At 64.3% G+C, this 21,389-nt stretch carries 21 protein-coding genes; 5 read left to right on the top strand and 16 right to left on the bottom strand.

Going from position 1 to position 21,389, the window contains the following annotated elements; genetic code table 11:
* Window positions 1-27 precede the first annotated feature (27 nt).
* Window positions 28-2,169, bottom strand: a complete 2,142-nt coding sequence (gene pnp / locus Q1A36_RS15945) for a polyribonucleotide nucleotidyltransferase (protein ID WP_299846258.1) — start codon at window positions 2,167-2,169, stop codon at window positions 28-30.
* Window positions 2,170-2,635: 466 nt separating this feature from the next.
* On the bottom strand, window positions 2,636-4,609 hold the full coding sequence (locus tag Q1A36_RS15940) for a protein meaA (RefSeq protein ID WP_299846257.1): 1,974 nt from the start codon (window positions 4,607-4,609) through the stop codon (window positions 2,636-2,638).
* Between the two features lie 268 nt (window positions 4,610-4,877).
* Here Q1A36_RS15940 and Q1A36_RS15935 point away from each other — a divergent pair, with 268 nt between their 5' ends.
* A complete protein-coding gene (locus Q1A36_RS15935; protein ID WP_299846254.1) occupies window positions 4,878-5,921 on the top strand; it encodes an acyltransferase in 1,044 nt (347 codons plus the stop codon).
* A 105-nt stretch (window positions 5,922-6,026) separates the two neighbouring features.
* The gene (ccrA, locus tag Q1A36_RS15930; protein WP_299846252.1) at window positions 6,027-7,319 is read left to right on the top strand and encodes a crotonyl-CoA carboxylase/reductase; all 1,293 of its coding nucleotides are present in this window, start codon (window positions 6,027-6,029) and stop codon (window positions 7,317-7,319) included.
* A 77-nt stretch (window positions 7,320-7,396) separates the two neighbouring features.
* On the opposite strand, the gene Q1A36_RS15925 is transcribed toward ccrA, so the two are convergent.
* The 3 genes from Q1A36_RS15925 to Q1A36_RS15915 form a co-directional block, all read right to left on the bottom strand.
* The gene (locus Q1A36_RS15925; protein WP_299846250.1) at window positions 7,397-8,665 is read right to left on the bottom strand and encodes an aromatic amino acid transport family protein; all 1,269 of its coding nucleotides are present in this window, start codon (window positions 8,663-8,665) and stop codon (window positions 7,397-7,399) included.
* Between the two features lie 136 nt (window positions 8,666-8,801).
* Complete coding sequence (locus Q1A36_RS15920) at window positions 8,802-9,605, bottom strand: M48 family metallopeptidase (RefSeq protein ID WP_299846249.1); 804 nt, start codon at window positions 9,603-9,605, stop codon at window positions 8,802-8,804.
* A gap of 122 nt (window positions 9,606-9,727) precedes the next feature.
* Window positions 9,728-9,934 (bottom strand): hypothetical protein, encoded by a 207-nt coding sequence (locus tag Q1A36_RS15915; protein WP_299846248.1) that lies wholly within the window; start codon window positions 9,932-9,934, stop codon window positions 9,728-9,730.
* A 120-nt stretch (window positions 9,935-10,054) separates the two neighbouring features.
* Between Q1A36_RS15915 and Q1A36_RS15910 the strand changes: the two genes are divergently transcribed.
* Window positions 10,055-11,584 carry an AAA family ATPase gene (locus Q1A36_RS15910; RefSeq protein ID WP_299846246.1) on the top strand — a complete coding sequence of 510 codons (1,530 nt, stop codon included), beginning with the start codon at window positions 10,055-10,057 and terminating at the stop codon, window positions 11,582-11,584.
* On the opposite strand, the gene Q1A36_RS15905 is transcribed toward Q1A36_RS15910, so the two are convergent.
* From Q1A36_RS15905 to Q1A36_RS15895, 3 genes are all read right to left on the bottom strand, one after another.
* Window positions 11,581-12,093, bottom strand: coding sequence for an ABZJ_00895 family protein (locus Q1A36_RS15905; protein ID WP_299846244.1), 513 nt, complete (start codon window positions 12,091-12,093; stop codon window positions 11,581-11,583). The genes Q1A36_RS15910 and Q1A36_RS15905 overlap by 4 nt on opposite strands.
* Before the next feature lie 71 nt (window positions 12,094-12,164).
* Window positions 12,165-12,959, bottom strand: coding sequence for an EcsC family protein (locus Q1A36_RS15900; RefSeq protein WP_299846242.1), 795 nt, complete (start codon window positions 12,957-12,959; stop codon window positions 12,165-12,167).
* Between the two features lie 61 nt (window positions 12,960-13,020).
* The gene (locus Q1A36_RS15895) at window positions 13,021-13,536 is read right to left on the bottom strand and encodes an N-acetyltransferase (RefSeq protein ID WP_299846240.1); all 516 of its coding nucleotides are present in this window, start codon (window positions 13,534-13,536) and stop codon (window positions 13,021-13,023) included.
* Between the two features lie 147 nt (window positions 13,537-13,683).
* Between Q1A36_RS15895 and Q1A36_RS15890 the strand changes: the two genes are divergently transcribed.
* Window positions 13,684-14,286 carry a flavin reductase family protein gene (locus Q1A36_RS15890; protein WP_299846239.1) on the top strand — a complete coding sequence of 201 codons (603 nt, stop codon included), beginning with the start codon at window positions 13,684-13,686 and terminating at the stop codon, window positions 14,284-14,286.
* Entirely contained in the window at window positions 14,283-14,816 is a 534-nt protein-coding gene (locus tag Q1A36_RS15885; protein ID WP_299846237.1) for an adenine phosphoribosyltransferase, read from the top strand. Before Q1A36_RS15890 ends, Q1A36_RS15885 begins: the two co-directional genes overlap by 4 nt.
* Window positions 14,817-14,822: 6 nt before the next feature.
* Here the strand turns inward: Q1A36_RS15885 and Q1A36_RS15880 are convergent, their stop codons facing one another.
* The 8 genes from Q1A36_RS15880 to cyoE form a co-directional block, all read right to left on the bottom strand.
* Window positions 14,823-15,404 (bottom strand): GNAT family protein, encoded by a 582-nt coding sequence (locus tag Q1A36_RS15880; RefSeq protein WP_299846235.1) that lies wholly within the window; start codon window positions 15,402-15,404, stop codon window positions 14,823-14,825.
* A complete protein-coding gene (locus tag Q1A36_RS15875; RefSeq protein ID WP_299846233.1) occupies window positions 15,404-16,681 on the bottom strand; it encodes a pitrilysin family protein in 1,278 nt (425 codons plus the stop codon). Before Q1A36_RS15875 ends, Q1A36_RS15880 begins: the two co-directional genes overlap by 1 nt.
* Window positions 16,678-18,060, bottom strand: coding sequence for a threonine synthase (gene thrC / locus Q1A36_RS15870; RefSeq protein ID WP_299846231.1), 1,383 nt, complete (start codon window positions 18,058-18,060; stop codon window positions 16,678-16,680). Before thrC ends, Q1A36_RS15875 begins: the two co-directional genes overlap by 4 nt.
* Window positions 18,061-18,070: 10 nt before the next feature.
* Window positions 18,071-18,742, bottom strand: coding sequence for an SURF1 family protein (locus tag Q1A36_RS15865; protein WP_299846229.1), 672 nt, complete (start codon window positions 18,740-18,742; stop codon window positions 18,071-18,073).
* 90 nt (window positions 18,743-18,832) lie between these two features.
* Complete coding sequence (locus Q1A36_RS15860) at window positions 18,833-19,633, bottom strand: cytochrome c oxidase subunit 3 (protein ID WP_299846226.1); 801 nt, start codon at window positions 19,631-19,633, stop codon at window positions 18,833-18,835.
* Window positions 19,634-19,660: 27 nt separating this feature from the next.
* Window positions 19,661-20,224: a cytochrome c oxidase assembly protein gene (locus Q1A36_RS15855; protein WP_299846223.1), complete on the bottom strand. Its 564-nt coding sequence runs from the start codon at window positions 20,222-20,224 to the stop codon at window positions 19,661-19,663.
* Window positions 20,221-20,472 (bottom strand): hypothetical protein, encoded by a 252-nt coding sequence (locus Q1A36_RS15850; protein WP_299846220.1) that lies wholly within the window; start codon window positions 20,470-20,472, stop codon window positions 20,221-20,223. Before Q1A36_RS15850 ends, Q1A36_RS15855 begins: the two co-directional genes overlap by 4 nt.
* Window positions 20,472-21,389: a heme o synthase gene (cyoE, locus tag Q1A36_RS15845; RefSeq protein ID WP_299846217.1), complete on the bottom strand. Its 918-nt coding sequence runs from the start codon at window positions 21,387-21,389 to the stop codon at window positions 20,472-20,474. Before cyoE ends, Q1A36_RS15850 begins: the two co-directional genes overlap by 1 nt.

The following is a 21,389-nucleotide window of genomic DNA, read 5'->3' as shown; positions in this document are numbered from 1 at the left end:
GCTTCCTATCTGGTCAGAACCAACCGATCACTCGGCGGTTTCTTCCTTCTTCTCGGCGATCTCTTCGCCGGTCTCCTGGTCGACCATCTTCATGCCGAGGCGCACCTTGCCACGGTCGTCGAAGCCCAGAAGCTTGACCTTCACTTCCTGGCCTTCCTTCAGCACTTCCGAAGGATGACCCAGACGCTTGTTCGCGATCTGGCTGACATGCACCAGACCGTCGCGCTTGCCGAAGAAGTTCACGAAGGCGCCGAAATCGACCAGCTTCACCACCTTGCCGGTGTAGACATGGCCTTCTTCCGGCTCGGCCACGATCGAGTAGATCATGTCATAGGCCTTCTTGATCGAATCGGCATTGGCCGAGGCGATCTTGATGACGCCGTCATCATTGATGTCGACCTTGGCACCCGAAACCTCGACGATCTCGCGGATGACCTTGCCGCCCGAGCCGATCACTTCACGGATCTTGTCGGTCGGGATGGTCATGGTCTCGATGCGCGGGGCATGGGCCGAGAACTCGCGGCGGCCTTCGGTCAGGGCATGGGCCATCTCGCCCAGGATGTGCATCCGGCCGTCCTTGGCTTGCGCCAGGGCCTGCTCCATGATCTCGGGCGTAATGCCCGCAACCTTGATGTCCATCTGCAGCGAGGTGATGCCATCAGCGGTGCCGGCAACCTTGAAGTCCATGTCGCCCAGGTGATCTTCATCACCCAGAATGTCGGTCAGGACCGCATATTTGCCATCGTCTTCCAGGATCAGGCCCATCGCCACGCCGGCAACCGGCGCCTTCAGCGGCACGCCCGCATCCATCATCGACAGCGAGCCGCCGCAGACCGAAGCCATCGAGGACGAGCCGTTCGACTCGGTGATCTCGCTGACGACGCGGATGGTATAGGGGAAGTCGGTCGCCGCCGGCAGAACCGCCTGCAGCGCGCGCCATGCCAGCTTGCCATGGCCGATCTCGCGACGTCCGGGCGAACCCACGCGGCCAACCTCACCGACCGAATAGGGCGGGAAGTTGTAGTGCAGCAGGAAGTTCGAGCGGAAATTGCCGTGCAGGGCGTCGATGATCTGCTCGTCATCGCCGGTGCCCAGCGTGGTCACGACCAGCGCCTGGGTTTCACCACGGGTGAACAGCGCCGAACCATGGGTGCGCGGCAGGAAGCCAACCTCGGCGTCGATGCCGCGGACGGTCTTGGTGTCGCGGCCGTCGATGCGGGCGCCGCCCGAGATGATGTCACCGCGCAGGATCGCCGATTCCAGCTTCTTCAGGGCCGAACCCAGATTGGCGTCGGCCAGCTCGTCCTCGTTCAGTCCGGCGACGATGGTTTCGCGCACGGCCTGAATGGCATCGCGACGCTCGCCCTTGTCCTTGATGGCATAGGCGGCCCGCATGCCGGTCTCGCCCAGCCCCTTCACCCGACCATAGAGCGCACTGTAATCCGGCGCCTGATAGTCGAAAGGCTCTTTCGCGGCGTCTTCGGCGAAGTCGATGATCAGGTCGATGACCGGCTGCATCTGCTCGTGGCCGAACTTTACCGCGCCCAGCATCTCTTCCTCGGTCAGCTCATAGGCTTCCGATTCGACCATCATCACGGCGTCCTTGGTGCCGGCGACGACCAGATCGAGACGCTGCTCGGGGTTGTTGCGCAGCTGGTCCATGTCCTGAACTTCCGGGTTCAGCACATATTCGCCATTGGCAAAGCCGACGCGCGCGGCGCCGATCGGACCCATGAAGGGCACGCCGGAAATGGTCAGCGCCGCCGAGGCCGCGATCATCGCCACGATATCGGGATCGTTGACCAGATCGTGCGACAGCACGGTGCACATCACCAGGACTTCGTTCTTGAAGCCCTTGACGAAGAGCGGACGGCAGGGACGGTCGATCAGGCGGGCGGTCAGCGTTTCCTTTTCGGTCGGCCGCGCCTCGCGCTTGAAGAACCCGCCGGGCACTTTGCCGGCGGCGTAGTATTTTTCCTGGTAGTGCACGGTCAGCGGGAAGAAATCCTGCCCCGGCTTCGGCTCCTTGGCGAAGGTCACGTTGGCCATGACGCTGGTCTCGCCCAGGGTGGCGATGACGCTGCCGTCAGCCTGACGCGCAACCTTGCCCGTTTCCAGCGTGAGCGTTTCCTGGCCCCACTGGATCGATTTTTTCACTTCATCAAACATCTTGTTTCCTCTAGGCGCGCACCAGCCCTCTGGCCGCGCCGTTCATATGGCGGCCCCATTGCCGCAGCCCCTGAATCCTTAAGCGTCGCCCCGAGGCCGGGCGCTACGTCTCAGATTGGGGGCGTTTACAGGAAAATGCGGGACGTGGGAAGGGGCAGGTGCAGTCGGAGCCTCGCGCGCGAATTGCCACCTTGTTGCTGTGGCGCCGTCGATGCCCCCGGCGGGGATATTTCGGCGAGAATGATGCGGCTTAACGAAATCTCAAGCCTTCCGCGCCAGTATCGGCGGCGCGGTACAGGCTGGGAAGCCGATGACCGCCGAGAGAGAAGCCGCCCCGGTCTGCGGGTGAGATATCCCTTCCGCGCCTGACAGGGCGCGGCGGGCCGGGCGCATTTCCCACCGGGTTTCTGTCTCGCTCAACTATCCATCCGGCGGCGCGACCTGACCGGCAGATACCGGGGCGCGATCAGGCCGCCGCAGCCCCCGGCTCCACCAGCGTCACGATATCCATCATGATGCTGTTCAGTTGGAAATCCTTGGGCGTATAGACCCGCGTGACCCCCATCGCCAAAAGCCGCCGCGCATCCTCGTCGGGAATGATTCCGCCAACGATCACAGGCACATGGCTCAACCCCGCCGCCCGCATCCGCTCCATCAGCTCCTCGATCAGCGGCAGATGGCTGCCCGACAGGATCGAGAGGCCGACCACATGCGCCTCTTCCTCCCGCGCCCTCGCCACGATCTGCTCGGGCGTCAGGCGGATGCCCTCGTAGGTGATATCCATGCCGCAGTCGCGGGCGCGGAACGCAATCTGCTCTGCGCCGTTGGAATGGCCATCGAGACCCGGCTTGCCCACGACGAATTTCAGCCGCCGCCCCAGCCGCGTGCTGACCGCGTTCACCGCCTCGCGGATATCTTCCAGCCCCTCGGTCTTGTTCGAGGGCGCCGCCGACACCCCGGTCGGGCCGCGATATTCGCCATGCACCTGCCGCATCACCCCGGCCCATTCGCCGGTGGTCACGCCCGCTTTCGCGGCAGCGATGGAATGGGGCATGACATTCTCGCCACTCGCCGCCGCCGCCCGCAGCGCCTCGAGTGCGGCCTTGACCGCCGCCTCGTCACGGCCCGCACGCCAGTCCTGAAGCCGGGCAATCTGCTCCTGCTCGACCGCCGGATCGACGACCATGATACCACCATCCCCCGCCGTCAGCGGCGAGGCCTCGCCCTGCTGCCAGCGGTTCACACCGACCACGACGGTCTCGTTCGCCTCGATCCGGTTCAGCCGCTCGGCATTGGCCTCGACGAGCCGCGACTTCATGTAGTCGATGGCCGCAATCGCCCCGCCCATGTCATCGAGCGTCGCCAGTTCTGCCCTGGCGCCGGCCTTCAAATCCTCGACCTTCGCCGCGATCACCGGGTTGCCGTCGAAGAGATCGCCATATTCCAGCAAATCGGTCTCATATGCGACGATCTGCTGCATCCTCAGCGACCATTGCTGGTCCCAGGGCCGCGGCAGGCCAAGCGCCTCGTTCCAGGCCGGAAGCTGCACGGCGCGGGCGCGGGCGTTCTTGGACAGCGTGACGGCCAGCATTTCCAAGAGGATACGATAGACGTTGTTTTCGGGCTGCTGCTCGGTCAGGCCGAGGCTGTTCACCTGCACGCCATAGCGGAAGCGGCGGTATTTCTCTTCGGTGATGCCATATCGGTCGCGCGTGATCTCGTCCCAGAGCTCTGTAAAGGCGCGCATCTTGCACATCTCGGTGACGAAGCGGATGCCCGCATTTACGAAGAAGCTGATCCGCCCCACCATCTCGGGAAAACCCTCAGCCGGCACCTTGGTCTTCAGGTCGTCCAGCACCGCGATGCCGGTGGCCAGTGCATAGGCCAGTTCTTGCTCCGGCGTCGCCCCGGCCTCCTGCAGGTGATAGGAACAGACATTCATCGGGTTCCATTTCGGCAGATGCTCGCGCGTATAGGCGGCCACATCGGTGATCATCGCAAGGCTGGGCTTTGGCGGGCAGATATAGGTGCCGCGCGACAGGTATTCCTTGATCAGATCGTTCTGCACCGTGCCCTGCAGTTGCGAGACATCGGCCCCCTGCTCCTCGGCCACGGCGATGTAGAGCGACAGAAGCCAGGGTGCCGTCGCATTGATCGTCATCGAGGTGTTCATCTGTTCCAGCGGGATCTGGTCGAACAGTGCGCGCATGTCGCCCAGATGGCTGATCGGCACGCCGACCTTGCCCACCTCGCCCCGCGCCAGAACGTGATCGCTGTCATAGCCAGTCTGGGTGGGCAGGTCGAAGGCGACGGAGAGCCCGGTCTGGCCTTTGGACAGGTTGCTGCGATAGAGCTCGTTCGACTTGGCTGCCGTCGAATGGCCGGCATAGGTGCGGAACAGCCAGGGTTTGTCCTTGCTTGGGCTCACGGTCCGGGTCATCGCAGGCTCCTGCATCATCGTGAAATTTTGTTACTCCACCGAACGGATATGCGAAATTTCCTGACCTTGTCAATTCGCTGCGCTGCGGCAATTCCGAGTTTTCGTGCCATCGGCATTCTTTCCTTTGCCCAAATCGCCGTCCCGCGCTTCGCTCCAACGTCGCGAGACCTGTCGATAAGTGTCAATTGTCAGAGGAAGGTAGGATCTATTAAGCTCCTCGGGTGTTTTCACCAATGGTTCAGCGATGTCCTGTCCTGAAGGTTCGACCTTGGCCGAAGCGAATGACGGCCAGTTTCCAGTCGATACCATGCGGGCGATCGCAGCCCTGCTGCTTGTTACCTATCATGTGATCGGTGCCGGACCCGATGCGGGATTGCAAATCGACTATCCCGAGCCGCTGCGCCTTTTCGCCGATTTCCTGCTGGATCTGCGCATGCCTCTGTTTGCGATGATCGCCGGCCTGGTTTTCGCGATCAGGTCGCCCGCACCCATGGGCCTGCCAAGATTCTTCGCAGGCAAGCTGCGGAGGCTGGTTGTGCCAGGCATCGTCGCCATGTTCGCCTTCGAACTGGCAAGTTCGCTGGGTCATACACGGCTGGATGTGCACGCGCGTTACCTGACGCCCTTTGTTACCGGATATGCACATTTCTGGTTCCTGCAGTCGATTCTCTTGATCTTCGTCGTTTATGTCCCGCTGGACAGCCTGACCGGTGGCCGCATCGCGCACTATACCCTGCTGCCAGCCTGTTTTCTGTCCCTGTCAGGGTTCGCGGTGCCGAATGATCCCTTCTCGATCGATGGCGCAATGATCCTGCTGCCTTATTTTCTGCTCGGCATTCTGGTCTGGCGGCATCGCGGTAAGCTGCTGGCGCACCGGCGGCGGATCCTGGCCGGGGCACTGGCACTTCTGCTCATAGGCTCGGCCTGGAACATCCAGATCCTGCGCGAGACCGGCATGTTCTCGCAGGACCGGCGCGATCTGCAAAGCCTGCTGAGCGCGGTTGGCGGCTGTCTTGTGACCCTGCAGGTTCTGCCACGGCTGCGATCTCTCGACCGCATCGCTGCGATGTCCTTTACCATCTATCTTTATCATGTCTTCGGCACCTCGCTGATGCGTCGGCTTCTCGACAGCATCGGTTATGACCAACTGGTTTTGCAGCTGATCGCCGGCATCCTGGCCGGGGTGGCGCTGCCGGTTGCCGTTCACACGCTGGCCGAGCGTCACAACCTGACCCGGGTCATGATCCTTGGGCTGAGACCTTTGCACTCGCAGCACGAAGCCGGGCGCAGCGCGCCGTCGCGCGCGACATAAAGTTACAAATTATACCTTCTCACTGTTGCATTATTGCGCTTGACGTCTTACGAAGGCGTCAATGCCGCTGCGATTCTGCGCCGCAGCAAGAGACAGGAGAGAACCATGGCCCTTGATGCCCCGACCCCGATCGCTGCCTACGAGGCGCCCGAGAAGGATCTTTACGATATCGGCGAGATGCCGCCCCTCGGCTACGTCCCGAAGCAGATGCACGCCTGGGCGATCCGGCGCGAGCGTCAGGGCGAGCCGGAACAGGCCATGCAGATGGAGGTCGTCGACGTGCCGACGCTGGACAGCAACGAGGTGCTGGTTCTGGTGATGGCGGCGGGCGTCAACTACAACGGCATCTGGGCGGGGCTGGGCAAGCCGATCAGCATGTTCGACGTGCACAAGCAGCCCTATCACATCGCCGGTTCGGATGCCTCGGGCATCGTTTGGGCGGTGGGCGACAAGGTCAAGCGCTGGAAGGTCGGCGACGAGGTCGTCATCCATTGCAACCAGGACGATGGTGACGACGAGGAATGCAATGGCGGCGACCCGATGTATTCGCCGACCCAGCGAATCTGGGGCTACGAGACGCCGGACGGCAGCTTCGCCCAGTTCACCCGCGTCCAGTCGCAGCAGCTGATGCCCCGCCCGCGCCACCTGACCTGGGAAGAATCGGCCTGCTACACGCTGACGCTGGCCACCGCCTACCGGATGCTCTTCGGGCACGAGCCGCACGAGCTGAAGCCGGGCATGAACGTGCTGGTCTGGGGCGCCTCTGGCGGCCTCGGTTCCTATGCCATCCAGCTGATCAACGCGGCAGGCGGCAATGCCATCGGCGTGATCTCGGAAGAGGACAAGCGCGACTTCGTCATGGGCCTTGGCGCCAAGGGCGTCATCAACCGCAAGGAGTTCAAGTGCTGGGGGCAACTGCCCACGGTGAACACGCCCGAATACAAGGAATGGTTCACCGAGGCGCGCAAGTTCGGCGCGGCCATCTGGGCCATCACCGGCAAGGGCAACAATGTCGACATCGTGTTCGAGCATCCCGGCGAGGCGACCTTCCCGGTCTCGACACTGGTTTGCAAGAAGGGCGGCATGATCGTGATCTGCGCCGGCACCACGGGCTTCAACTGCACCTTCGACGTGCGGTACCTGTGGATGCACCAGAAGCGCATCCAGGGCAGCCACTTCGCTCATCTGAAGCAGGCTTCGGCGGCCAACAAGCTGATGCTCGAGCGCCGGCTTGACCCCTGCATGTCCGAGGTCTTCCCCTGGGCCGAGATCCCGGCTGCCCATACCAAGATGTACAAGAACCAGCACAAGCCCGGGAACATGGCGGTTCTGGTCCAGGCCCCGATCACCGGGCTGCGCACCTTCGAGGATGCGCTCGAGGCTGGCCGCAACCGCTGATCCCGCAGAGCGGCCGGCAAGACGAACGGGCGGCCCCTTGGGACCGCCCGTTTTCATTTGGTTTGACTGTGTGCAGCCTAGAACAGCCCGTAAAGGATCGCGCTGATCGCCACGAGGCCGGCGGCGGTGACAAAGATGTTCGACGCCTGCCCGCGATATTTCGCCAGCGCCGGCACCCGGTGGATCGCATACATCGGCATCAGGTACAGGATCGCCGCGATCACCGGCCCGCCAAGCGTCTCGATCATGCCGAGGATGCTGGGGTTCAGGATCGCCACGCCCCAGGTGGTGAAGAAGATGAACCCGGCGATCAGCATGTAGAGCGTCTTGTCCGGCATCGCCCCTGCATCACGGAAGACGTTGCCGCGCAGGATGCCGTGCAGCCCTTCGCTGGCGCCAAGGTAATGGCCGAAGAAGGACGAGACGATGGCGACGAAGGCCACCAGCGGACCGAAATAGCTGATGAACGGGCTCTCCATCACGTTGGCCAGGTAGGAGAGGATCGGCAGGTTCTGCGCCTTGGCTTCGACCAGCTGCGCCGGGCTCAGCGCCAGCACGCAGGAAAACACGAACAGCATGACGAAGCCCACCAGCATCATCGAGGTGCGCCGCAGGATCTGGTCGGATTTCTCGCTCGCATCACGGCCATAGTCGCGCTTCATCGCGCAGGCGAATTGCGAGATGGCGGGCGAATGGTTGAAGGCGAAGACCAGCACCGGCATGGTCAGCCAGATGGTTTTCAGGGACAGTCCAAGCGGCGTCACCTCGCGCACCGAGGACAGGTTCCACTGCGGCACCAGGTAGAGCGACAGGAAGATCAGGATCGCCACCAGCGGATAAACCAGCCATTCGGTTACGATCAGCATGACCCGCTGCCCGGCCAGCATCACCCCCATCATCCCGGCGATCAGCAGTCCCGACAGCAGCCAGCGCGGCGGCGGAGCCATGCCCAGCTGGTTTTCCATGAAGCTGCCGACGGTATTGGTGATGCCGACGCCATAGATCAGCACGATCGGATAGATGGCGAGGAAATAGAGCAGCGTGATCGCCCGTCCGGCGCCGGGGCCGAAATACTGGGCGACGACCGTGGTGATGTCATTCTCGGGGTTTTCCGAGGAACAGACAAAGCGCGCCAGCGCCCGGTGCGACAGATAGGTCATCGGCCCGATCAGCAGCGCCATGATGACCAGCGGCCAGAAGCCACCGATGCCGGCATTGATCGGCAGGAACAGGATGCCCGCGCCAACGGCGGTGCCGAACAGGCTGAGCATCCAGGTGGTGTCGTATTTGGTCCAGGACAGACGATCGGCTGAACCTGTGGCGGTGGCCGGCGTGGCATTGCTCATGGTGATTTCCCCCTTCGTTACATCTGCCCACGATACATCCAAAAAGTTGCGCAGCACGCATTTGATTCGCGCAGCCTCAACGTGGGGCCGCCCTGTGCCATGGCTGGCGGGGGTGCGCCAGCCCGGACCGTTCGGGTCAGAACATCTCGCCCTGCCTTGAAAAGCCGTCGCGCTCGATATCGCGCAGCGCCTTGAAGCGTTTGACCATGACTGCATGGCTCGAAAGCCCGTTGGTCAGCCGGATCAGCCATTCGCGGTGTTCGGCCTCGCATTGCGCGGCCCAGGCCTCGGGGTTCACGCCATCGGCCATCCACGGCCCGACGGCGAGCAGGCGCACGGCAGCGGCATGGTTGGGGCAGACGGCCAGCGCCACCCGGTCGGCGGAATATTCCTGCGCCCGCGTGGTGGTGATGCCGGGCAGCAGCAGGACATTCGGGACGATGCCGATCACCAGCCGCCACAGCGAGACATGGCGCAGCTTGTGATGGGCCAGCTCATGCGCCAGCACGAACTCGACCACATCGGGCGCCGTCGGCAAGAGAAGCGCGATCTCGGCATGGATGACGACATAGCGATAGCGCCGGTTGCATTCGAGCGCATAGGCATTCACCACGCCGTTGCCGTTGGTCAGGTAAAGCCGGGGCGGGTTCGGCATGTCCAGACGCTGCGCCAGATCCAGATAGAGTGCATGAAGGTCGGGGAATTGTTCAGGCCCTACAAGGATCGCATTGGCCCGCGCCCCCGCCGCCATGTAGAAGCGATAGACATAGAAGATCAGCGGCGCCAGCGGCAGCAGGATCAGGAACGAGGCCGTATCGACCAGCGCCGCCGCATCCTCCTCACCCAAGGCCGGGGTCAAGACCGTCTCGGCATCGACCATCAGGACGGCGAGCGCGGCGGCGAAGCCGATCAGCGTGATCAGCGCCGAGAGCCAGATCATCGGCATTTCCCACCGATGCCGGAATCGGCGGAAATCGGTTTCGGAAGGCGAGGGATGCGCGCACATGGAACCACCTGACAACAGACCAGCCCGCCCATCGCTAGGGCGGCGGCCAAAGGCGGTCAAGTCTTGCGCTGCTCCTGACCGGCAAGGCGGCACTTCCATTCCCGCACCCGCTCCTTGGGATGCGCCTCAACCCAGCGGGCCAGCTCGTTCTGGCCCTGCAACATGCAGGTGAACAGCCCGTTCTGCTCTTCGAACAGCAGGCTGTGGGGCTGGCAGACATCCGGCGCATCGGCCAGACAGGTGATGAAGAACAACTCGATCATCGCGGCGCCTCCACTGCGGGCGCGGCGGTCCCGCCCCTGCCCATGATACATGACACGCGCGCCGGGGTCGAAAAGTTGCAGTACTCTTCGCTTTCCCCTGCCGCCGGGCTATCAGGGGCCATGACCCTGCCCATCCTTTCCCCCGATCAGGCCGAAGCCTGGGACAGCCTGGCGGAAACCTTCGCCCTGGCCGGCATCGACCTGACCGCCGAAGAGATCCAGCCGCCCCAGCCCGGCAAGGGCCGGGTGATGGCGGTGATCGGCAAGGCCGGATCGGGCAAGACCCTGCTGCTGTCCGAGATGACCCGCGCGCTGCGCGAGGCCGGGGTCGAGGTGATCAGCGGCGATTACGAGGGCCGCAAGCGCAAGGAACGGCGGACGGTGGCCATCCTTGCGCCGACCAACAAGGCCGCCTTCGTGCTGCGCACGCGGGGCGTTCCGGCGACCACCATTCACCGCATCCTCTATACCCCGGTATATGACCCGGAATACGAGAAGATCGCCGACTGGCTGGCCGGCAATGGCGACCGCCCCTCGGTCGAGGGGCTGACCGATGCGGCGCTGGACCGGGCCAAGGCCTTCTATGACCAGCACGCGTCTATCCCCGGCGCACTGGCAGCGGCGGGGCTGCGCGGGTCGGATTTCATCAAGGGCTGGAAAAGGCGCGAGGACGGACTGGATATCGGGCTGGTCGATGAAAGCTCGATGCTGGACGAACGCCAGTTCGAGGATCTGCGGGAAATCTTTCCAACGCTGGTCCTCTTCGGCGATCCGGCCCAGCTGGCTCCGGTCGGGCAATCGGGCGAGATGGTCTTTGACCGGCTGGCCGCGTCGCAGAAATTGATCCTGAACCGAATCCACCGGCAGGCCGATGACAGCCCGATCCTCGACCTGGCCCATGCGCTCTCCGACGAGAGCGTCGATTTCCCCGCCTTCGAGCGGATGGTGCGCGAAGCCGCCGCCCGCGATCCGCGCGTCATCTGGGCCGAGCGGGTGGAAAGCGACCTGATGGCGCGCAGCCCGGTTCTGGTCTGGCGCAACGCCACCCGCATCCGCCTGATCCATGCCTTCCGCATGGCTTACGGCGCGCCGGGCGACGCCTTGCTGCCGGGCGAGCCCTTGATCTGCGACGGGCTGGAACTGCCGCTGAAGCATCGCAAGAAGCGCATCGACCTCGAGGCGCGCGGGCTGATCAAGGGGGCGCAGGTGGTCTATCTCGGCCCCGGCAACAAACCCGGCTTCTCGCGCCTGCATGTGATCGGCGCAGAGGAACCGCGACTGTCGGCCGCCTCGATCATCAAGATCGAGATGCCCGAAATCGAGGAACCCTTCATTCCCTCGGCCGCCCGCATGGGCGCGGCCTTCCTGCACGGCGCGGCGGTGACCATCCACAAGGCGCAGGGCAGCCAATGGCCCGATGTGCAGGTCTTTGCCCCCGATATCAGCGCCGCCGCCTGGTCGAACCGGACCGAGGCCGGGATTCCGCTGTGGAAGCGCCTCACCTATGTCGCCATCACCCGCGCGCAGGAGCGGCTGCACTGGATCACCCGCTCACGCCTCGCCCGACCCTCGGGGGCGCTGACCACGGGCGATCTCGACCAGCCGCCGGCCCCCATCGCCCTTGAGGTCCAGGACGCCGACGCGACCTAACCCCGATCGCCCTTCCCCACTCGCCGCGCGGCCATGCGGTTCTGGCGTTCGCGCTGCTTCCACTGGCTGCGGGCCCCAGCCCAGAACAGCATCACGTTACTGAACAGCGTGATCCCGGCCAGCACCGCCAGAAGTGGCATCAAGATCCGTCCGAGCGCACGCTGATCGAAGGCGGCGGGATCGATCTGGCGCAGTATCCCGTCCAGCAGACCCGCCTGCAGCGCGATGATGACCAGCATCAACACGAGAAGCGTTGCAATCATTCCGAAGCTGAAGGCATGGCTGAAGCTGGCCGCCTGCCCGGTCTGCCGGAAAAAGCTGCCTCCGGCCTGCATCGCGGCCAGCATCGGCACAAGGACCAGCAGAATTCCAACCGGGTAATCGACCGAGGCATAGCTCGCCAGCGCCCAGATCAGGGCCAGCAGCAGGGTCGTGGTGAAAATCGCCGACAGGAAATAGCCCACCAGCAGCCGGACCATGCTGGCGCGAGGCGCCGTCTCGTTGGTCATGTCGCACCTCCCTAGGGCTCTGGCCTGCGTCTAGGCGAAATACCGAGGAGGTGCTAGCGTCGCCGGCCCCGTCAGGCGCGTCGCAGCCGCTTGCGCTTGTCGATCCGCTCGATCGACAGTCGCAGCGCCTCGATCAGCGCCTCCTTGGGCAGGCCGGTTTCGCGCGAGAGGCGCATCAGGCCGAAATGGACCCGGGCCAGTTCCTGATAATAGCGCGAGAAGGTGTAGTTGATCGAGGCCCCGGCAACGGCGCCAAAGATCGGCGTCGCCTGCGCCGCCAGCTTCTGGCCCAGCACGGTGGCGAAGCGCGGCGCCACACGGGCGATCAGGCCCTGCACGGTCTGGCCGGTGATCGACAGGCGCGCGGCCAGCAGGCCCAGATCGGCGCCGTCATCCTCGGCCATCGGACCGCCGGCGGCGAAGATGCGCAGGCATTCCATCCGCACCTCGTCGCTCTCGGGGTCAAAGCCATGCTCGACCGCGATCTCCAGCATCCCGCGCAGGAACATGGTGATGGTGAAGGGCAGTTCCACCACCGCGCCCGGAAGGCCGGCAACGCCGCCCGCCGCGCCCGAGGCGGTGCTGACCAGCCGGTTGAACCAGTCGCCCCGGTCCCGCACCAGCCGGCGCGAACTGCCGGCCGCGTCAAAGGCCCGGTTCAGCGCGTTGCGGGTGATCCTGTCCATGCGGCCCCGGATCGGGCGCGGCAGACGCTCGATCAGGCTTTCGGCACTGGTGCCGATGGTGTTCAGAAGATCCATCCCCAGCCCGCCGGCATCGACATAGCGACGCGCCAAGCGGTCCACCTCGGCATGAATCGAGGGGTCATTGATCGGCGGCAGAACATGTTGCTGCAATGCGGTCATCAAGCACCTTTCCCCAAGTCGCAGGCCCGGCAGGGCCAGAATAGATATGGGGGCGCTTTCGCTACTCTGCCAGTCCGGCCTCGTCCTTCGGGCCATCCTCGCGCGTGACCGGCCCCCGGACATCAACCCAGGCGTCGTCCCAAAGTTCCAGCCCCAGCACCCGGTCGGGGTTGGTCGGCGGCGGCATCACCACCCCCTCGAGCTTCGTGAAGCCGAAACGCGCGTAATAGGGCGCATCGCCCACCAGCATCACCCGCGACCAGCCGGCGATGGCGGCATATTCCAGACTTTGCAGCATCAACAGCGCGCCCAGCCCCTCGCCCTGCGCGGTCGGGTGCACGGCAATCGGCCCCAGCAGCAGCGCCTTGCGCCCGCCGACCCGCACCGGCCAATAGCGGATGGCCGCCAGCAGCACGCCTTCGGGATTGCGGTAGAGCAGGCACAGATTGGCAACCGGCGGCACCCCATCGCGCAGCCGATACGAGGACAGCGCCGTCCGCCCCGGCGCGAAGCACAGGTCATACAGTGCCTCGACCTCGTGGTAATCGGCAGGGGTTTCCGGCTGGATCGCGTACATTGCACCTGTTCATCGCTCTGCCGTCGCGGCTTAACACGCGATGCGGCAAGGCTGAACCCTCAACCGCCGCCGCCGCGACTTCTGCACGAAATATTGCAGCGCCGCCAAAGCAATGGCACTGTGGCCCGACTGTCAGGAGCGCCCAGCATGTTCTATCACCCCGAGGCCGGGCACGGCCTGCCGCATAATCCCTTCAACGCCATCGTGGCGCCTCGCCCGATCGGCTGGATCTCGACCCGTGGCTCGCTTGGCGACAATCTCGCCCCCTATTCCTTCTTCAATGCCGTGGCCTATGTGCCGCCGCAGGTGATGTTCTCCTCGACCAATGCCAAGCCCGACCGGAACGGCACCAAGGACAGCGTCGCGCAGATCACCGAGACCGGGGTTTTCTGCGTCAATATCGCCAGCGGTGCCGACCGCGACCGGGTGAATGCCTCATCCGCGCCCCTGCCTGCCGGGACCAGCGAGTTCGAACGCTCCGGCATCCCCTCGGCCCAATGCGAGACCATCGACTGCCCGCGCGTGGCCGATGCGGTGGCCTCGCTGGAATGCCGGATGACCCGGATCGTGCCGCTGGCCGGCAAGTCGAATTTCGCCGTCTTCGGGGTGGTGGTGGGCGTGCATCTGCGCGACGACTGCATCATCGATGGCCGCTTTGACCCGCGCGCGGCCGGTGGCTGGCTGTCCCGGCTTGGCTACAAGGATTACTCTGCCGTGACCGAGCTCTTCGAGATGGACCGCCCGACATGACGAAGACGGTCAAGGATTACATCCGCACCATCGTCGATTTCCCCCATGAGGGGATCATGTTCCGCGATGTGACCACGCTCTTCGCCGATGCCCGCGGCTTCCGCATGGCGATCGACCAGCTTCTGAACCCCTATGCCGGGCGGCCCATCGACAAGGTGGTGGGCCTTGAGGCGCGGGGCTTCATCCTTGGCGGCGCGGTGGCGCATCAGTTGTCCACCGGCTTCGTGCCGATCCGCAAGAAGGGCAAGCTGCCCGGCGCCGTGATTTCCGAGGCCTATCAGCTGGAATATGGCGAGGCGGTGATGGAGATCCATGACGACGCGCTGAAAGCGGGCGAGCGGGTGCTGATCGTCGATGACCTGCTGGCCACCGGCGGCACCGCCGAGGCCGGGATCAAGCTGTGCCACCGGCTCGGGGCCGAGGTGATCGGCTGCGCCTTCGTCATCGACCTGCCGGAACTGGGTGGCCGCAAGCGGCTGGAGGGGCTGGGGATGGAGGTTCACACGCTGGCCGAATTCGACGGGGCGTGAGAGGGTTCAGCGCACCTCGGTCCGCCCGCGCCGGTCGCTTCTGAGATTGGCGTAAAGCACATGGTTGCGCCAGCGGCCGTTGATCTGCAGATAGCTTTGGGCGACGCCCTCGTATTTGAAGCCGGCCTGTTCCAGAACCCCGCGCGAGGCGGCATTCTCGGGCAGGCAGGCGGCCTCGATCCGGCTCAGGTCCAGTTCGGTGAAGGCGTGATGGACCAGCGCCTTGATCGCCTCGCGCATATAGCCCTGACGGGCGAAGGGCTGGCCGATCCAATAGCCAATTGTGCCCATCTGCGCCGGGCCCCGCCGGATATTGTCCAGCGTGATCGCACCCAGCAGCAGCCCATCCCGGCGCAAGAGGAACAGCGGCAGGGCCGTGCCACCCCGGCTGGCGCGCTGCGCCCAGTAGACCCGGTTGGTGAAGCTTTTGCGGGTCAGGTGGTCGCTGGCCCAGACCGGCTCCCACGGCGTCAGGAAATCGCGGCTCTCCTGACGCAGCACCGTCCAGGCGCTGAAATCCGAATGCGCCGGCAATCGCAGAACGATCCGTTCGGATTCCAGACGGACCGGACGGCGGCGCAGGAACATCAGGCGGCGAGCCTTTCGGCCAGAGCCTCGCGCGAGGGTGCCGCATCGACCGGGCCATAAAGCGCCAGCGCCGGACGGGCATTCGCCAGAAGAAGTTGCGCATGGTCGCGGATCTGCGCGGAGGTCACGGCGGCGATGCGGTCGGCCACCTCGGCGGCATCCGGCACCCGGCCCCAGATGGCCAGCGTGCGGGCCAGACGTTCGGTCTGGTTCGACGGGCTTTCCAGCCCCATCAGCAGCCCGGCGCGCAGCTGCGCCTTGGCGCGGGCGATCTCAGCATCGCTGAGCCCATCGGCAGCGCGGCGGATCTCGTCGGCGGTCAGATTGGCCAGATCGGCGATATCCTCGGCCCCGGTGCCGGCATAGATGGTCAGCATCCCGGTATCGTCGTGAAAACCGGATTGTGCGAAAATGGTATAGCAGAGGCCACGCTCTTCCCGGATCTTCTGGAACAGGCGCGAGGACATGCCACCGCCAAGCGCGCTGGAAAAGATCTGCGCCGCATAGAAATCATCCGAGCGATAGCCCGGCCCTTCCAGCGCCAGCGCGAAATGGGCCTGTTCCAGCCCCTTCAGATGCCGTGCCTCGACCCCCGACCAGCGGGCCGGATCGCGGACGCCCGACGGGCGGGGCGCGAGATGGCCAAAGGTCGCCTCGGCCAGCCGCATGATGCGGTCGTGATCGACGGCGCCCGAGGCCGCAACGATGATCTGGCCAGGGCCGTAATGCTCGGCCACGAAGCCCGACAGGTCGGCGCGGGAAAAGCCGCTGACGCGCTCAGCCGGGCCAAGGATGGTGCGACCGATGGCCTGATCGGGATAGGCGGCCTCTTGCAGCCAGTCGAAGATCACATCATCGGGCGTATCCAGCGCCTGACCGATCTCCTGCAGAATCACCCCACGCTCGACCTCGATCTCGCGCGGATCGAAGATCGGGTTCAGCACGATGTCGGAAATCACGTCAAAGGCCAGATCGACATCCGATTGCAGCACGCGGGCATAATAGGCGGTCACATCACGCGAGGTATAGGCGTTGATGAAGCCGCCCACATCCTCGATCGCCTCGGCGATCTGCACTGCCGTGCGGCGCTGCGTGCCCTTGAAGGCCATGTGCTCCAGAAAATGGGCAATACCGTTCTGCTCGACCCGTTCGTCCCGACCTCCGGCACTGACCCAGACACCGATGGCGGCCGAATGCAGGCCCGGCATCAGCCGGGTGACGACGCGCAAGCCGTTCGGGAGCGAGGAAATGCGCAGATGGGGATCGGTCTGGGTCAAGCTGTTCTCCGTTCAAGGATCAGCGATTTAAGCGCCTCATTGTCGTTTTCAACCCGAGTGACCCTCTCGGGCAAGTCGAAAAGTTGCGCCATGTGCAAGGGAAGCGCCGGACGGGTGCCTACGGCCGCCTCGACCGCATCGGGAAACTTGGCCGGATGGGCGGTGGCCAGCGTGATCATCGGCACGCCGGGCTCGAGATGCTCGCGCGCGACCTTCACCCCTACCGCCGTATGCGGGCAGATGATCTCTCCGGTTTCGGCGCGGATGGTCTGGATGGTCTCGGTGGTTTCCGCCTCCGAAGCGCGACCCGAAGCGTATTGATCGCGCAGCGCCTGCAGCGCGCCCTGGCTGATGCTGAAGCCGCCGGTTTTCAGCTCGTCCATCAGCTGCCGGATCGCGCCCGCATCGCCGCCATAAGCCAGATACAGCGCGCGCTCGAAGTTCGAGCTGATCTGGATATCCATGCTGGGGCTGATCGAGGGGTGAACCTCGCCCATGCGGTATTCGCCGGTGCTGAGCGCGCGGTGCAGAATATCGTTCTGGTTCGTCGCCACCACCAGCCGACGGATCGGCACGCCCATGGCGCGGGCGATGGAACCGGCAAAGATATCGCCGAAATTGCCGGTCGGAACGGTGAAATCCACCTCACGATGCGGCGCGCCAAGGCTGACCGCCGAGGTCACGTAATAGACGATCTGGGCCAGCACACGGCCCCAGTTGATCGAGTTGACGCCCGCCAGCCCGACCTGATCGCGGAAGCCGTGATCGTTGAACAGATCCTTCAGCCGCGCCTGCGCATCGTCGAAATGGCCATTGATTGCCAGCGCGTGGACATTGGCCTCGGCGGGCGTGGTCATCTGACGGCGCTGCACCTCGGAGACGCGGCCATGCGGATAGAGGATGAAGACATCAACATTCGAGAGGCCGCGGAAGGCCTCGATCGCCGCCGAGCCGGTATCGCCGGAAGTCGCGCCCACAATCGTGATCCGCTGGCCCGACCGCGCCAGCGCGATCTGGAACAGTTGACCGATCAGCTGCATGGCGAAGTCCTTGAAGGCCAGCGTCGGGCCATTGAACAGCTCCAGCAGGTGATGCCCCGGCGCCAGCTGCACCAGCGGCGCGCGGGCGACATGGCCGAAATTCTGGTAGGCGCGGGCAATGGCGCCCTGCAACTCTTCGTCCGAAAAACTGTCGCCGGTGAAGGGTTTCAGCACCCGGAAGGCAGCATCCTCGTAGCGGAGGCCCTCCAGCGCGCCGATATCGGACAGCGCCGGAATCGTCTCGGGCAGATACAGCCCGCCGTCCCGGGCAAGGCCGGTCAGCATGGCCTGTTCGAAGTTCAGAACCGGGGCCTCTCCCCGCGTCGAGACGTAACGCATCGGCTTTCCTTCAATATGTGCGCTGCCTGATACGCCAGATCAAAGCCACTGTCATCCCTGCCCAGGCCGCCGCGATCATGAACCATTGCACCGCGTAAGAGAGGTGGTTGTTGGGGATACCCTCGATGGCGACGGGGATGGGTTCAACCCCCTGCGCATCGCCTTCGACAAAGCTGGCGACGACAAGGATCGGGTCGGTTTTCAGCTGCGCGGCCATGGCCGGCACGTCGCGGGCGAACCAGATGTTTTCCGTCAGGTTCGGTTCGGGTGTGGAGGAGCCTTTCTCGGCCGGCCAGTGCAGATTGCCGGTGATGTTCAGCCGCACGGGCGGGCGCGGCGCATGGCGGTCTTCCTGCGGCACGAATCCCCGGTCGATCAGGATATGCCGACCGTCATCGGTGACGAAGCCCGAAACGATCTGGTAACCGCCTCCCTGCTCCTTGGTGCCCGAGAGCACATCGATCTCTTCGCCCGTCGTGGTGCCACTGACAGTCACCGGCAGGTATTTCATCGAAGGATCGACGGTCGCGGGTAGCGGCACCGGGGCAGCATTTATGCCTTGCTGGATCTCGGCCAGCATCGCCTCTTTCCAGCCCATGCGCTGCAACTGCCAGACGCCCAGCCCGATCAGGATGGCGCAGCCGATCAGGCCAAAGAGCAGGGGAACGATAATCCGGCGCATGATGTGGGTCTTTCCGACAGCAAGGGGGCATGAAACAAAAAACGCGCGGGAAATTGCCCCCGCGCGTCGTTCTTGAGATCGGGTCGGGGGTCAGCGGCCCCAGATATAGACCGCGAAGAACAGGAACAGCCAGACCACGTCGACGAAGTGCCAGTACCAAGCGGCGGCCTCGAAGCCGACATGGTTGTCCTGGGTCATCTGGCCGCGCATGAACCGCACCAGGCAGACGATCAGGAAGATGGTCCCGATGATGACGTGGAAGCCGTGGAAGCCGGTCGCCATGTAGAAGACGGCACCATAGACATTGCCCGAGAGGCCGAAGGCAGCGTGGCTGTATTCATAGGCCTGCAGCGCGGTGAAGCAGAGGCCCAGGATAATGGCGACGATCAGCCCGTTGATGGTCGTCTTGCGGTCATTGTCGTGAACGAAGGCATGGTGCGCCCAGGTCACGGCGACGCCCGACAGCAGCAGGATCAGCGTGTTGATCAGCGGCAGGTGCCAGGGGTCGAAGGTGACGATGCCTTCCGGCGGCCAGACGCCGTCCTTGATCGGGCTTTCCGGCCCCATCGGGTAGAGCGCGTTCTTGAAGAAGGCCCAGAACCAGGCGACGAAGAACATCACTTCGGACATGATGAACAGGATGAAGCCGTATTGCAGGCCGATGCGGACGACGGGCGTGTGGTCGCCTTCCTGGCCCTCGTGGACCACCTCGGTCCACCAGCTGAACATGACGTAAAGCACGCCGACGAGCCCGATCAGGAACATCCACGGGCCGTGGTCCTGCATCCACATGACGCCGCCGAACAGCATGATGAAGGCCGAGACTGCACCGATGAACGGCCAGATCGACGGCTTCAGGATGTGATAGTCGTGGTTCTTAGCGTGCGCCATGATGAGCCCCGTCGTTCCTCGTTTTCGTCAATTGACAGCCTTGGCCGGACCTTCGTCCAGCGCGGCCTGCTTGGGTTCTGTTCTGTGGAAGGTATAGGACAGGGTGATGTCCCGCACCCATTTTGCGTCGCGGTCGTTCACCAGCTCCGGGTCGACATAGAAGCTGACTGGCATCTCGATGCGTTCGCCCGGCTGCAGCGTTTGTTCGGTGAAGCAGAAGCATTCCACCTTGATGAAGTAATAGCCCGCCACTTCCGGCGCGACATTGAAGCTGGCCGTGCCGGTGATCGGCTCGTCCGAGATGTTCACCGCCTCATAGAAGGCCAGGGCGTTCTCGCCGATCTTCAGGTCCATGCGGTTCTGCATCGGCTTGAAGGTCCAGTCGAGGTTCTTGTCGACATTGGCGTCAAAGCGGACCCGAACCACCTCGTCGATCTCGTAATCCGAGGGCTGTTCGGCGACCTGCGTGGTGCCTCCATAGCCGGTCACTTTGCAGAACCAGTTATAGAAGGGCACCGCCGCCCAAGACAGCGCGCCCATCAGGACGACGACGCCCAGAAGCCAGCTCACCGTGCGCTTTTCCGGGCTCATTGGCTGGCCTCCGTCGTGGTCGGCGCCGCAGTCGGCACCTCGGCAGCCGGTTCGGCGGCAGGAGCGGGATCACGCGGCAGCTCCGAAACGCGCGGCTGGTGGTCGAAGCCTTCCATCATGTCGCCCTGCTGGACCTTAACGACCGTCAGGCCAAAGACCAGCGCGACAAACGCCACCAGAACCAGCGCCAGCCCGACATTGCGCGAGCGGCGGCGGCGGAAGATCTCGTGTTCGTTGGCAAGGCCCATCACCATGCTCCCATGCCGTGCTGCACCAGAAGCGCGAGGAAATGCAGGAACAGATAGATCAGCGACAGTTTGAAGAAGCGCTTCTCGACCGCATAGTGGTCGGCCTCTGCCGCTGCCTCGTCGCGACGCAAGATGCGCCAGCCGCCAAGGATGAACAGCGCATTCAGCACCACCGCAACCGCCAGATAGACCGGACCGCCGACCGAGGTCAGCCCCAGCCAGAGGGCGAAGGGTGCCAGCACCAGCGTATAGGCGAAGATGTGGCGCCGGGTCGCCGGGCGGCCATGGGTGACGGTCAACATCGGCACGCCGGCCTTGTGGTAGTCTTCCTTCATGAACAGCGCCAGCGCCCAGAAATGCGGCGGGGTCCAGAAGAAGATCAGAGCGAACATCAGCAGCGATTCGATGCTGATCCCGCCGGTGGCGCAGGCCCACCCGATCATCGGCGGGAAGGCCCCTGCGGCCCCCCCAATGACGATGTTCTGCGGCGTCGAGCGTTTCAGCCAGACGGTATAGACCACGGCATAGAAGAAGATGGTGAAGGCCAGAAACGCGGCGGCAAACCAGTTGGCCACCAGCCCCAGCATCATCACGGCGATGCCCGACAGCGCCAGACCGACCGCCAGCGCCTCGCCCGGGGCGACCCGGCCCGAAGGTATCGGCCGGCTTTGCGTCCGGCGCATCACCGCATCGATATCGGCGTCATACCACATGTTCAGCGCGCCCGAGGCACCGCCCCCCAGCGCGATGAACAGCACCGCGCAGAAGGCGACGAAGGGATGCAAATCGATCGGCGCGATCCACAGCCCGACGAAGGCCGTGAACACCACCAGCGACATGACCCGGGGCTTCAGGAGCGCGACATAGTCGCCAAACTCGGCCTCGGGGGCAGCGTCATATGCGTGAATATCCGCCAT

Source organism: uncultured Paracoccus sp. (genome assembly GCF_947487305.1).
In the GTDB taxonomy this organism is placed as follows: domain Bacteria; phylum Pseudomonadota; class Alphaproteobacteria; order Rhodobacterales; family Rhodobacteraceae; genus Paracoccus.
This window is presented reverse-complemented; position numbering and strand designations above follow the sequence as displayed.